This is a genomic window from Paraburkholderia sp. RL17-380-BIE-A, from assembly GCF_046028085.1.
Lineage (GTDB): Bacteria > Pseudomonadota > Gammaproteobacteria > Burkholderiales > Burkholderiaceae > Paraburkholderia.
The window spans coordinates 193,236-206,393 of the sequence record NZ_JARESQ010000005.1; the positions used below are offsets into that span (position 1 = coordinate 193,236).

The following is a 13,158-nucleotide window of genomic DNA, read 5'->3' on the forward strand; positions in this document are numbered from 1 at the left end:
AATGAAGAAATTCGGCTCGATGTTGAACGGGGCGCAGCGAGCGCTGAAGCTGTCGAAGTACCTCGCCGCGAGTGCCGCGGTGTTCGCGTTCGGCCACGTCGCAATGGCCGCGGATGCAAAAATTCCGGTGGTCGCCGCGGAAAATTTTTACGGCGACGTGGTGCAGCAACTGGGCGGCGATCGCGTCGACGTGACGAGCATTCTCAGCAATCCGGACCAGGATCCGCATCTGTTCGAAGCCAGCCCCAAGACGGCGCGCGCGTTGCAGCATGCAAGCCTTGTGGTCTACAACGGCGCCGACTACGATCCGTGGATGGCAAAATTGCTGGCTGCGTCGAAGGGCACGAAGCGCGTCACGATCGTCGCCGCCGATCTCACCGGCAAGAAGAGCGGCGATAATCCGCATCTCTGGTACGACCCGGCCACCATGCCGAAAGTGGCGCGCGCGGTGAGCGAAGCGTTCGTCGCGGCTGACCCGGCGCACAAGTCGGCGTACGATGCGAACCTCGCGAAGTTTCTCGATTCGCTGAAACCGGTCGACGCCAAGGTCGCCGAGCTGCACGGCCGCTACGCGGGCGTGCCGGTCACGGCGACCGAGCCGGTGTTCGGCTATATGTCCGACGCGGTGGGCCTGACCATGCGCAATCTGCGCTTCCAGCTCGCCACCATGAACGACACTGAAGCCAGCGCGGCGGATATCGCTGCGTTCGAAGGCGATCTGCGCGAAAAGCGCGTCCGTGTTCTGATCTATAACAGCCAGGCAACCGAGGCCCTGACCAAACGCATGTTGAAGCTCGCGCAGCAATCGAAGGTGCCGACCATGAGCGTCACCGAGACCGAACCGGCCGGCAAGACCTACCAGACGTGGATGCTCACGCAGCTCGACGCGCTGGGCACGGCGTTGGCCACGGGCGATGCCAATGCGGCTGCGTCGGGCGCGAAAGGAAAAACTCAATGACTCAGACTGGCCGCAGCGCGCCAGCGCCTGCCCCCACCACCACACCCGTGCTCGAACTCGAGCACGTGACGCTCGAACTCGGCGACCGCACGATTCTGCGCGACACCGGCTTCGTGGTGAATCAGGGCGAATTCATCGGCGTGCTCGGGCCGAACGGCGCGGGCAAGACCACGCTGATGCGCGCCGTGCTCGGTCTCGTGCCCGCCGCCCACGGCGTGATCCGCGTGCTGGGTCAACCCGTCGAGCGCGGCCACGCGTCGATTGGCTATATGCCACAGACGCGCAGTGCGCTCGCCGGACGCCGCGTGCGCGGCCGCGATTTCGTCGCGATGGCCGCCGACGGTCATCGCTGGGGCTTGCCGCATGCGGACGCCGCCACTCGCGCCGACGTCGAGCGTGTGCTGGATCTGGTCGGCGGGCGCAAGCTCGCCGAGCGGCCGCTGTCCGAGCTGTCGGGCGGCGAGCGTCAACGGCTGCTGCTCGCGCAATGTCTGCTCGGCAATCCGAAACTGCTGTTGCTCGACGAACCGCTGATCAGCCTCGACCCGCATCATCAGAAAAGCGTGGTCGAACTGGTGCGGCGCGTGCAGCAGGAACTCGGCATCGCCGTGCTGTTTTCGGCGCATGAACTGAATCCGCTGCTGAACTCGATCGATCGCGTGCTGTATCTCGGCAGCGGCGTGGCCGCGCTCGGCACCGTCGACGAAGTGATTACGCGGCCGGTGCTGTCGCGTCTGTATGGTTCGCCGATCGACGTGATGCGCGTGAATGGCCGCATCTTCGTGATGTCGGGCGATGTCGAAGTCGAAAAACACGACCACGAGCACGAACACGACGAAGACGGCGGCCACAGCCACTCGCACGCGCATTCACATTCGCATGGCCGCTCGCACGGCCACTCACACCAGCACGACTCAAGCGACGGACACACGCACGATGTTTGAATACGATTTCATGGTGAACGCATTCGCGGCGTCGGGGATCGTCGCGGTGCTGGCCGGCGTGGTCGGATATTTTCTCGTGCTGCGCGGGCAGACCTTCGCGGGCCACGCGCTCTCGCACGTCGGCTTCACCGGCGCGACCGGCGCGGTCCTGATCGGCATCTCGCCGATCTGGGGGATGATCGGCTTCACGCTCGCGGCGGGCGTCGGCATGGGCGCGCTCGGCGAGCGCCTCGCCGGACGCGATGTGGCGATCGGCGTGATCCTTTCGCTGTCGCTCGGCTTCGGCTTGCTGTTTCTGCACTTTTTCACCGCGTATGCGACCCAGGTCACCGCGCTGCTGTTCGGCAACGTGCTCGGCGTGAATGCGTCGACGCTCGTGGTGCTGGCGGCCCTGGGCGTGGTGAGTCTGCTGGCGCTCGCGGCGATCATGCGACCGCTGCTGTTCGCTTCGTTGCAGCCGGAACTAGCCGAGGCCAAGGGCGTGTCGTTGCGCCTCGTGTCCGTGCTGTTTCTCGCGATTGCCGCGCTCGCCGTGGCGGCATGTACGCAGATCGTCGGCGTGCTGTTGGTGTTCACGCTGATGGTCGGCCCGGCCGCCGCCGCGCAAAACATGACGACGCGCTTATCGGCTGGCCTCGTGCTCGCCGCTGTGTTTGCGTTGTTGCAGGCGTGGCTCGGCTTGACGCTCGCGTTCTACACCGATTGGCCCACGAGCTTCTGGATCACCGTGTTGTCGGCGCTGGTGTATGGCGGGAGTTTGTTGCGACGGCGTTGAGCGAGGACGAGGACGATGGCGGTGACGCACCGGCACACCGCCGCCATCGTCCTGCGAGAGACTTCAGCCGAGCAGCACCTTCGCGTGATGTGCGAGATGATCCTCGATGAACGTCGAGATGAAGTAGTAGCCGTGGTCATACCCCGCGTGACGGCGCAATGTCAGCGGCTGACCGGCTGCCTGGCAAGCGGCTTCGAACACGTCCGGATTCAGCTGCTCCGCGAGGAACTGATCCGCGAGGCCCTGATCGACCAGAATCCCCGCCGAAAACTTGCGTGACGCCTGCGCCACCAGCTCGCTCGCGTCGTACTGTTTCCACGCTTCGCGGTCGTCGCCCAGATAGCCGCTGAACGCTTTCTCGCCCCACGGGCAGCGCGTCGGCGCGGCGATCGGCGCGAACGCCGACACCGATCGATAGATCTCAGGGTTGCGCAACGCGAGCATCAACGCGCCGTGACCGCCCATCGAATGCCCGAAGACGCCGAGCCGCGCGCCGTCCACCGGCAGATTCGCGAGCACCGTTTCGCGCAGCTCGTCGCGCACGTACGAGTACATTCGATAGTGCTGCGCCCACGGCTGCTGCGTGGCGTCGACGTAAAAGCCCGCGCCCACGCCGAAGTCCCACGCCGCGCTTTCGCCCGGCACGCCCGCGCCGCGCGGACTGGTGTCCGGCGCGATGAGCGCAATGCCGTGCTGCGCCGCGAAGCGCTGCGCGCCGGCTTTGACCGCAAAGGTCTCTTCCGTGCACGTGAGTCCCGCGAGGTAGAACAGCGCGGGCACGTTCGCGTTGGCTTGCAAAGCCTGCGGCGGCAGATAGATGGAGAAGCGCATCGGCAGGCCGATGGTCTGCGAGTCGTGTTTATAGATGCGCTGCTCACCGCCATGACAGGCGTGCGACGACAGAAGTTCAAGCATGCCGATGCTCCTCGTTACGCCGCGTTAGTACAGCACGACCGAGCGGATCGACTCGCCCTTCTTCATCAGATCGAAGCCCTCGTTGATGCGTTCGAGCGGCAGACGGTGCGTGATCAGATCGTCGATATTGATCTTGCCTTCCATGTACCAGTCGACGATCTTCGGCACGTCCGTGCGGCCACGTGCGCCGCCGAACGCCGAGCCCTTCCACTCGCGGCCCGTCACCAGCTGGAACGGACGCGTGCTGATCTCCTCGCCCGCCGCCGCGACGCCGATGATGAACGACTGGCCCCAGCCCTTGTGCGTGCACTCCAACGCCTGGCGCATCACCTTGGTGTTGCCGATGCATTCGAACGAATAGTCCGCGCCGCCATCGGTGAGTTGCACGATGTGATCGACCACGTTCTCGACTTCGTTCGGGTTGATGAAGTGCGTCATGCCGAACTTCTTCGCGAGTTCGACGCGGCCCGGATTGATGTCGACGCCAATGATCTTGTCCGCACCGACCATCTTTGCGCCCTGGATCACGTTCAACCCGATGCCGCCGAGGCCGAACACCACCACGTTCGCACCCGCCTCGACCTTCGCCGAATACACGACCGCGCCCACACCCGTCGTCACGCCGCAGCCGATGTAGCAGATCTTGTCGAACGGTGCGTCTTCACGCACCTTCGCGACCGCGATTTCCGGCACGACGATGTAGTTCGAAAACGTGGACGTGCCCATGTAGTGAAACAAAGGCTTGCCGTCGAGAGAAAAACGCGAGGTGGCATCCGGCATCAAGCCCTTGCCTTGCGTCGAACGGATGGCCTGACAGAGGTTGGTCTTGCGCGACAGACAGAACTTGCATTGCCGGCACTCCGGCGTGTAAAGCGGAATGACGTGATCGCCCTTTTTCAAGGTGCCGACGCCCGGACCCGTATCGACGATCACGCCCGCGCCTTCGTGGCCGAGAATCGCCGGGAAGATGCCTTCCGGATCCGCGCCGGAGAGCGTGTAGTAATCGGTATGGCAGATGCCCGTGGCCTTCACTTCGATCAGGACTTCACCGGCGCGCGGACCTTCCAGATCGACTTCCTCGATCGTCAACGGCGCGCCAGCTTTCCATGCGATTGCTGCTTTGGTCTTCATCGTGAATGCTCCTGTGAGTCTGTCAATGCAAGGCGCGTCGCGCGCCGACATCATTGCGGCGCACACGTGCTGCGATTCGGTACTGCGGTTGATGCGTGTGTCAGGCTCAGGGCGCACAGCGGCGCCGCCACCCGGCGCAGTGCGCCGAGCGACACCTTAGCGTGCGAAACACGTCATGGTATTGCAAAGTGCGTCACGGCATTGTCTGAACTCGACATGGTTTCGCTCAGCGCTGAGGTTTGTCGGCGAACCATGTCTCGACACGTCCGTAGAGATCGAGAAAGCGGGTGTAGCGTTCTGCAAGCGCTGCATCGCCTTGCGGACCGGCGACACGAGTCGCGCCAGGCGCGAGCGCGGCGAGATCGCTCGCGTGCCAGTGCCCGCTTGCGAGACCGCCGAGCATGGCCGCGCCGCGCGGCGCCGCGTTCGGACAATCGACCGCGTGCAGCTCGACATTCAACGCATCGGCCAGCAACTGGCGCCAGCGCGCGTCGATGGAACCGCCGCCCGCCAGCTTCAATTCCGTCACCGTCGCGCCGCTCGCGCGAATCGCGTCGAGGCCGGCGCGCAGCGAGAACGCGACGCCTTCGAACGCGGCGCGCATCATCGTGCCGCGCGTGTGATCGAGCGCGAGGCCGAGCCAGCCGCCGCGCGCCATCGGATTGAGCCAAGGCGTGCGTTCGCCCGTGAGGTAAGGCAGGAACGTGAGGCCGGATGCGGCCGTTGGGCTCGCAACCGCTGCGTCGCCGAACGCATCACGATACGCATCGGCCCACTCATAGGAGAGCCAACCGCGTACACGTTCGAGCGCGATGCCGACGTTCTGCATCGCCGCCATTCGATACCAGTGATCGCTCGCTGCCCGATAGCGGTGCAAGCCCCTGACCGCAGCGGGCGCGTGTTCGGCCAGCACGACGATTTGTCCGCCGGTGCCGGTGGTGAGCAAGGCGTCGCCGTCGCGAGCGAGTCCGCTGCCGAGAGCGGCGCAAGGCGTATCGGCAGCCCCGGTTGCGAGCACGATGCCGGCGCGCAGACCCAGCGCCTGCGCCGCCTGCTCCGATAGCACGCCCCCAGCGGCATAAGACGGCGCGAGCGGCGCGAACCACTCATGCGGAATTCCGAGCCGGGCGAGCAGCGCCGCGTCCCACGCGCCGGCGGGATCGGCGAGCGCGGTGGCGCAGGCATCGGACGGATCGGTCGCGATCGCGCCGCCCAGCGCGACGCGCAGCCAGTCTTTCGGTTGCAGCGCCCAACGAGTGCGGCTCGCGGATTGCGGTTCGTGCAACACGATCCAGCGCAGCAGCGGGCCGGCCATGCCGGGCGCAACCGGATTCGGCTGCGGCTCGGGCCACTCGCCGAGCAAGGCCAGCGCGCGCGTGTCGGGCCACAACATGGCGGGCCGCACGGCTTCGCCCGCTGCGTCGATCAGCACGACGCCGTGCATCTGCCCGGAAAAGCCGATGGCCCGCACATCGCGGCGCAATCCGTCAGGCAAACGCGCGGCGGCTTCGCATAGCGCGCGCCACCACGTTTGCACCGACGCCTCGGCCCAACCCGCATGCGGCGTTTCGATTGCATAGGCGACGCTCGCCACCGCCTGCTCGCGACCGTTTTCGTCGACGATCGCTACTTTGAGAGAGCCGGTGCCGAGGTCGATGCCGAGAAAACTCATGGATGATTGTGCGTGAAATTGTGGACCGAGATGGGCACGCGAAAGCGTGCTCAAAAAGCGTATTTTCTCTGCCCGGCGCACCGCTTCGGAAACGCGCCCGAATGCACGCAAACAATCCCGAATCGCGGGTTAACCCGTCCACGCTGCGAGCCGCGTCAAAACAGGACTATGCGCTCAGTGAGATACACCTCATTGATTCTCACACATATCGCGTCAAGCCGGGTTCGTGCTGCGCGCGGCCTCGCATCGCTGCTGCAAGGGGCTGACCGCCGATGGGCGACGTTCACACCTTTATATTGGCTTTCAAAAGGCGCGCTCGCATATCGTCACCGGGAATGCCGGAATAGGCCCCAGTGGTCTTGTTGCACCTTTTCGTCCCCGATACCTTGGAGCCATCCCAAAAACCAGATGGTGGAGACAGACGATATGCAATCGAACACGGTTCACCCGTGCGACGAGAGACTGCCCGCAGGCCAGTTGCTCACCCTCGGCATTCAGCACGTTCTGGTGATGTACGCCGGCGCGGTCGCGGTCCCGCTGATCATCGGCGCGGCGCTCAAGTTGCCGAAAGATCAGATCGCGTTCCTGATTAGCGCCGACCTGTTTTCCTGCGGCATCGCCACGCTGATTCAGACACTCGGTCTGTGGATTTTCGGCATCCGTCTGCCGGTCATCATGGGCTGCACGTTCGCGGCCGTCGGTCCGATGGTCGCGATCGGCACCAATCCTTCGCTCGGCATTCTCGACATCTTCGGCTCGACCATCGCGGCCGGTGTGGTCGGCATCCTGCTCGCGCCCGCGGTCGGCAAATTGCTGCGCTTCTTCCCGCCGGTCGTGATCGGCGTGGTGATCTCGGTGATCGGTCTGTCGCTGATGGAAGTCGGCATCAACTGGGCGGCCGGCGGCGTAGGCAATCCCGATTACGGCAATCCGGTCTATCTCGGTCTCTCGTTGATCGTGCTGATGCTGATTCTGTTGATCAACAAGTTCGCCAAGGGTTTCCTCGCCAATATCTCGGTGCTGCTCGGCATCGTCGCAGGCTTCGTGATCGCGCTGGTGCTCGGCCGAGTGAACATGGAAGGCGTCACGCATGCGCCGTGGGTCGGCTTCGTCATGCCGTTCCACTTCGGCCTGCCGCACTTCGACCCGCTGTCGATCGCGACGATGGTCACCGTCATGTTCGTCACCTTCATCGAATCGACCGGTATGTTTCTCGCGGTCGGCGACATGGTGGATCGTCCGGTCGATCAGAAGACGCTGGTGCGCGGTCTGCGTGTCGACGGTCTGGGCACGTTGATCGGTGGCATCTTCAACTCGTTCCCGCATACCTCGTTCTCGCAGAACGTCGGCCTGATTGGCGTGACTGGCGTGAAGAGCCGTTTTGTGTGCGCCATGGGCGGCGTGATCCTGGTGCTGCTGGGTCTGTTCCCGAAGATGGCGCAAGTGGTCGCATCGGTGCCGCCGTTCGTGCTCGGCGGCGCGGGCATCGTCATGTTCGGCATGGTCGCGGCGAACGGCATCAAGGTGCTCTCGAAGGTCGACTTCGTGAAGAACCATCACAACCTGTTCATCGTCGCGGTCAGTATCGGGCTGGGTCTCGTGCCGGTGGTGTCGCCGCACTTCTTCTCGAAGCTGCCGCCGGCGCTCTCGCCGCTGCTGCATAGCGGGATTCTGCTGGCTTCGGTGTCGGCGGTCGTGCTGAACCTGATCTTCAACGGCGTGAAGAGCGAGAAGAAGGCACGCTGCGAAATTCGCAGCGCCGGTCACGATTTCGACGGACGCGGCGGCAATGAACCGCGAAGCGACGAGATGCTGCGCGCCGCGGACCTGCACTGAGCGGCACGCAATCAGGCGCCGCGCGAGCCACTTCGCGCGAGCGCCGCGGATAAAAAAAGCCACGGCATGCCGTGGCTTTTTTTATGACCGGCTGCGCACGACGGTTTCGCTGAAACAGAGAACCGCCGTACGCGCCTCAAACTACAAGACTTAACCCGCCGTAGCCGCCGAAGCCGCCACCGGCGCACTCGCTGCGCCGTAGTCAACCGGTGCGTCGGCCGGACGCGGCTGATCGCCGTTATGCTCGACCCAGCCGCCACCAAGCGCCTGATACAACGTCACGAGGTTCTGCAGACGTTCCATCCGGGCAGTGACCAGCAACTGCTGCGACGAATACAGATCCGTCTGCGCGGTCAGCACCGACAGATAACTGTCGACGCCGTTCGTATAGCGCAGATTCGACAGATCCAGCCGGCGTTGTTCCGCAAAGGTATTGCGCTCCAGCGCCTGGATCTGCTGATCGTAGGTGCCGCGCGCCGCCAAGGCATCCGCCACTTCGCGGAAGGCCGTCTGGATCGCCTTCTCATACGTGGCGATCTGGACTTTCTTCTGGATGTTGGCGAGATCGAGGTTGGCGAGATTCTGTCCGCCCTCGAAAATCGGCAGCGTGATCGACGGCGCGAAGCTCCACGCGGCCGAACCCGGCTTGAACAGACCGCCGAGCGACGGACTCAGCGTGCCGAAGCTGCCCGTCAGCGACACCTTCGGGAAGAACGCGGCACGCGCTGCGCCAATGTTCGCGTTGGCGGCCAGCAGATTCTCTTCGGCCTCCATGATGTCGGGACGACGCGTCAACAGATCGGACGGCAGACCCGCCGGAATGTCCGTGAGCAGATTCTGGTTGTCCAACGTCATGCCCGGCGGCAGATCCTCCGGCAACGGCTCGCCGAGCAACAGCACGAGCGCGTTATCCGCCTGAGCCCGCAGACGCTGCTGCTGCTGCAGGTTGGCCAAAGCCTGCTCGACCACCGTTTGCGACTGACGCAGATCCAGTTCCGAACCCGTACCGTTGTCGAATTGCAGCTTGGCGATCCGATACGATTCCTGCGAAGTCTTCAGCGTGTTCTGCGTGACCTTCAACAGATCGTCGAGTTCGAGCACCGTCATGTACTGGTTCGCGACCTGCGAGACCAGCGAGATTTCCGCCGCCTTGCGGGCTTGAGCCGTGGCCAGGTACTGCGCCAACGCCTGATCCTTCAGGCTTTGAATCCGCCCGAAGAAGTCGATTTCCCACGACGCATTCAGACCCACCGAGTACGAGTTGGAAATCGTCTGGCCGAAGGTCGACAGGTCCTTCGGTGTTCGCGATTTGCTTTGCGAAGCCGCAGCGTCGAGCGTCGGCAGCAATTCGGCGCGAACGATCCGGAACTGCGCCGCCGACGCCTGCATGTTCAGCACCGACACGCGCAGATCGCGGTTGTTCTTCAGCGCGATCTCGATCAACCGCTGCATGCGCGGATCGACGAAGAAATCGCGCCAGCCGATATCCGCCGCGGCCTGGCCGTTGGCGGTGCGCGCGGCGCCGGTCGCGCCGGGCTGTTGCTGGACCGGCTGGGTCGCGCCCGGCTGCGTGTCGTACACGCCGCCGGTCGGGAAGGTGCTCGTCGTGGGCACGGCGGGGCGCTCGTACTTCGGCGCCATCGTGCACCCAGCGGCGAACAGCGCGACCGCCACTGCAATCAGAGAGTGTTTTTGCATCTCAATGTCCGTCCTTGCCCGAGCCTTCACCAGTTGAACCGCCACCTTGCGGGTCATGCGGATGGTGCTGGTTGTAGTGTGCGAGCGCCTCATCCGGGTCTTCCTTCTCACCGCCGAATTTCGCGCGGATCACCACGAAGAACATCGGGATCATGAAAATCGCGAGGAAGGTCGCCGTCAACATCCCGCCGATCACGCCGGTACCGATCGCGTGCTGGCTGGCCGAACCCGCGCCGTTACTGATGGCGAGCGGCATCACGCCGAGAATGAACGCGAGCGAGGTCATCAGAATCGGACGCAACCGCAGACGCGCTGCTTCCAGCGCGGCCTCGATCGGCCCCATGCCTTCACCCTGCTGCAACTCGCGGGCGAATTCCACGATCAGAATCGCGTTCTTCGCCGACAGACCCACCGTGGTCAACAGACCCACCTGGAAGAACACGTCGTTCTCGAGCCCACGCAGCGTCGCGGCCAGCAGTGCACCGATCACGCCGAGCGGCACCACCATGATCACCGAGAACGGGATCGACCAGCTTTCATACAGCGCCGCGAGACACAGGAACACGACGAGAATCGAGATGCCGTACAGAATCGGCGCCTGCGAACCGGACTGGCGTTCCTGCAACGACAGACCCGTCCATTCGTAGCCGACACCCGCCGGCAGCTTCGCCACCAGCGCTTCCATCGCCGTCATGGCCTGACCGGTCGACTTGCCCGGTGCCGCCGCGCCCTGGATTTCCACTGCGGAAATACCGTTGTAGCGCTCCAGCTTCGGCGAACCGTAGGTCCACGTGCCGCTGGCGAACGACGAGAACGGCACCATGCCACCCGCGGTATTGCGTACGTACCACGCGTTCAGGTCTTCCGGTTTCATACGGAACGGCGCATCGCCTTGCAGATACACCTTCTTGATCCGGCCATCGGTATCGAGGAAGTTGTTCACGTACTGCGACGCCCATGCGATCGAGAACGTCTGGTCGATCGCGGACAGCGACACGCCGAGGGCCGAAGCTTTCTCGTGGTCGATGTTCACCTTGAACTGCGGCGTGTCATTCAGGCCGTTCGGACGCACCTGAGCCAGCGTCGGATCTTTCGCCGCCATGCCCAGCAACATATTGCGTGCTTCCATCAGCTTTTCGTGACCGACGCCCGCGCGATCCTGCAATTCGAAGTCGAAGCCCGCGGCGGTGCCGAGTTCAGGAATCGACGGCGGATTCACCGGATACACCAGCGCGTTCTTGTAGCTGCCGAAGTGCATGAAGAGACGGCCCACCAGCGCCTGCACCTTCTGGTCCGAGTGCTGACGCACGGCGTAGTCCTTCATCCGCACGAACACGAGACCCGCGTTCTGGCCGCGACCGGCGAAGCTGAAACCGTTCACGGTGAAGGTCGATTCGACGATGCCCTTCTCGGTATTGAGCAGGTAGTCGGACACGTCCTTCAGCGCGCGCGCCGTGGTTTCCTGCGTCGAACCCGACGGCGTTTGCACCAGCACGAACATCGTGCCCTGGTCTTCGTCAGGCAGGAACGACTTCGGCAACTTCACGAACAGCAGGCCAACCGCGAAGATCACCACCATATAGATGATCAGCCAACGGCCCGAGCGCTTGATCACGTGGTGCACGCCCGAGTGATACTTGTCGCGGCTCCGGTTGAAGGTGCGGTTGAACCAGCCGAAGAAGCTGGTGGTCTTTTCCTGGTGACCCTTTTCGATCGGCTTGAGGATCGTCGCGCACAATGCCGGCGTCAGAATCAACGCGACGAGCACGGACAGCACCATCGCCGCCACGATCGTCAACGAGAACTGCCGGTAAATGGCGCCGACCGAACCGCCCGAGAACGCCACCGGCACGAACACCGCCGACAGCACGAGCGCCACGCCCACCAGCGCGCCGGTAATCTGATCCATTGCCTTGCGGGTGGCGTCACGAGGCGATAAGCCCTCCTCCTGCATCACCCGCTCGACGTTTTCCACCACCACGATCGCATCGTCCACCAGCAAGCCGATTGCCAGCACGAGCCCGAACATGGACAGCGTGTTGATCGAGAAGCCCACCAGACCCATGATCGCGAACGTGCCCAACAGCACCACCGGCACGGCGATCGTCGGGATCAGCGTGGCGCGCAGGTTCTGCAGGAACAGGTACATGACCAGGAACACCAGCACGATACCTTCGAGCAGCGTCTTGACCACTTCCTCGATCGACAGGCGCACGAACGGCGTGGTGTCGTACGGATACTGCACGACCAGACCGTGCGGGAAGTACTTCGACAGTTCGGCGACCTTCGCGCGCACCGCCTTGGCGGTGGCCAGCGCGTTCGCGCCGGTTGCGAGCTGAATACCGAAGCCTGCCGTCGGCTGACCGTTGTACTTGGTGTCGAAGTTGTAGTTTTCGCCACCCAGCTCGATGCGCGCGACGTCCTTGATACGAACTTGCGAACCGTCCGTGTTCACCTTCAGCAGCACGTTGCCAAACTGCTCAGGCGTATTCAGCAGCGTGGCTTCCGTGATAGTGGCCTGCAGCACCTGGCCCGGCACCGACGGCGTGCCGCCGAGCGAACCGCCCGCGACCTGCACGTTCTGCGCCGTCAACGCGGTTTCCACGTCCACCGGCGTGAGGCCGAAGTTGGTCAGCTTGTTCGCGTCGAGCCAGATCCGCATCGCGTACTGCGAGCCGAACAGCGTCACCGTGCCCACGCCGTCGATACGGCTGACCGGATCCTGAATGTTCGACGCGACGTAGTTCGCCAGGTCGTACTTGTTCATGCTGCCGTCTTCGGACACGAACGCCATGACCAGCAAGAAGCTGCTGCTCGACTTCGTGACCTTGGTGCCCAGCTGCTGCACGGCTTGCGGCAAGAGCGGCGTGGCGAGTTGCAGCTTGTTCTGCACCTGCACCTGCGCAATGTCAGGATTGGTGCCGGCCGCGAACGTCAGCGTAATGGTTGCCGTACCCGAATCGTCCGAGGTGGACGACAGGTACAGCAAGTGGTCGAGACCACTCATCTGCTGCTCGATCACCTGCGTGACGGTGTTTTCCACCGTTTTCGCCGAGGCGCCCGGGTACGTCGCGCTGATCTGCACAGCCGGCGGCGCGATGGTCGGGTACTGCGCGATCGGCAACGTGAAGACCGACGCGATACCCGCGAGCATCAGAATGATGGCGATCACCCATGCAAAAATCGGGCGATCAATGAAGAACTTTGCCATGAGGCGGGCTCCCTGTTA

General features: G+C 63.8%; 9 protein-coding genes. 4 read left to right on the plus strand and 5 right to left on the minus strand.

Annotation, left to right across the window (positions count from 1 at the left end; genetic code table 11):
- Position 1: 1 nt before the first annotated feature.
- From P0D68_RS10440 to P0D68_RS10450, 3 genes are read left to right on the plus strand one after another with little or no spacing between them, the layout of a single operon-like run.
- Positions 2-958, plus strand: coding sequence for a metal ABC transporter solute-binding protein (locus P0D68_RS10440; RefSeq protein ID WP_408296007.1), 957 nt, complete (start codon positions 2-4; stop codon positions 956-958).
- Positions 955-1,902, plus strand: a complete 948-nt coding sequence (locus P0D68_RS10445; RefSeq protein WP_091799457.1) for an ABC transporter ATP-binding protein — start codon at positions 955-957, stop codon at positions 1,900-1,902. Before P0D68_RS10440 ends, P0D68_RS10445 begins: the two co-directional genes overlap by 4 nt.
- Complete coding sequence (locus tag P0D68_RS10450) at positions 1,895-2,677, plus strand: metal ABC transporter permease (protein ID WP_408186535.1); 783 nt, start codon at positions 1,895-1,897, stop codon at positions 2,675-2,677. Before P0D68_RS10445 ends, P0D68_RS10450 begins: the two co-directional genes overlap by 8 nt.
- Positions 2,678-2,740: 63 nt before the next feature.
- On the opposite strand, the gene fghA is transcribed toward P0D68_RS10450, so the two are convergent.
- The 3 genes from fghA to P0D68_RS10465 form a co-directional block, all read right to left on the minus strand.
- The gene (gene fghA, locus P0D68_RS10455; protein WP_408296003.1) at positions 2,741-3,592 is read right to left on the minus strand and encodes an S-formylglutathione hydrolase; all 852 of its coding nucleotides are present in this window, start codon (positions 3,590-3,592) and stop codon (positions 2,741-2,743) included.
- A gap of 24 nt (positions 3,593-3,616) precedes the next feature.
- Positions 3,617-4,723: an S-(hydroxymethyl)glutathione dehydrogenase/class III alcohol dehydrogenase gene (locus tag P0D68_RS10460; RefSeq protein ID WP_020069206.1), complete on the minus strand. Its 1,107-nt coding sequence runs from the start codon at positions 4,721-4,723 to the stop codon at positions 3,617-3,619.
- A 226-nt stretch (positions 4,724-4,949) separates the two neighbouring features.
- Positions 4,950-6,395 carry a xylulokinase gene (locus tag P0D68_RS10465; RefSeq protein WP_408296000.1) on the minus strand — a complete coding sequence of 482 codons (1,446 nt, stop codon included), beginning with the start codon at positions 6,393-6,395 and terminating at the stop codon, positions 4,950-4,952.
- A gap of 426 nt (positions 6,396-6,821) precedes the next feature.
- On the opposite strand from P0D68_RS10465, the gene P0D68_RS10470 reads away from it, so the two are divergent.
- The gene (locus P0D68_RS10470; RefSeq protein WP_091801041.1) at positions 6,822-8,231 is read left to right on the plus strand and encodes a nucleobase:cation symporter-2 family protein; all 1,410 of its coding nucleotides are present in this window, start codon (positions 6,822-6,824) and stop codon (positions 8,229-8,231) included.
- 150 nt (positions 8,232-8,381) lie between these two features.
- Here P0D68_RS10470 and P0D68_RS10475 read toward each other — a convergent pair whose 3' ends face one another.
- Positions 8,382-9,929, minus strand: a complete 1,548-nt coding sequence (locus P0D68_RS10475) for an efflux transporter outer membrane subunit (protein ID WP_408295996.1) — start codon at positions 9,927-9,929, stop codon at positions 8,382-8,384.
- 1 nt (position 9,930) lies between these two features.
- Positions 9,931-13,140, minus strand: a complete 3,210-nt coding sequence (locus P0D68_RS10480) for an efflux RND transporter permease subunit (RefSeq protein WP_408295993.1) — start codon at positions 13,138-13,140, stop codon at positions 9,931-9,933.
- Between the last annotated feature and the right edge of the window lie 18 nt (positions 13,141-13,158).

Coding starts and splice junctions, on each gene's coding strand:
- P0D68_RS10440 (WP_408296007.1), top strand. CDS start 2: ATGAAGAAATTCGGCTCGATGTTGAACGGGGCGCAGCGAGCGCTGAAG.
- P0D68_RS10445 (WP_091799457.1), top strand. CDS start 955: ATGACTCAGACTGGCCGCAGCGCGCCAGCGCCTGCCCCCACCACCACA.
- P0D68_RS10450 (WP_408186535.1), top strand. CDS start 1,895: ATGTTTGAATACGATTTCATGGTGAACGCATTCGCGGCGTCGGGGATC.
- fghA (WP_408296003.1), bottom strand. CDS start 3,592: ATGCTTGAACTTCTGTCGTCGCACGCCTGTCATGGCGGTGAGCAGCGC.
- P0D68_RS10460 (WP_020069206.1), bottom strand. CDS start 4,723: ATGAAGACCAAAGCAGCAATCGCATGGAAAGCTGGCGCGCCGTTGACG.
- P0D68_RS10465 (WP_408296000.1), bottom strand. CDS start 6,395: ATGAGTTTTCTCGGCATCGACCTCGGCACCGGCTCTCTCAAAGTAGCG.
- P0D68_RS10470 (WP_091801041.1), top strand. CDS start 6,822: ATGCAATCGAACACGGTTCACCCGTGCGACGAGAGACTGCCCGCAGGC.
- P0D68_RS10475 (WP_408295996.1), bottom strand. CDS start 9,929: ATGCAAAAACACTCTCTGATTGCAGTGGCGGTCGCGCTGTTCGCCGCT.
- P0D68_RS10480 (WP_408295993.1), bottom strand. CDS start 13,140: ATGGCAAAGTTCTTCATTGATCGCCCGATTTTTGCATGGGTGATCGCC.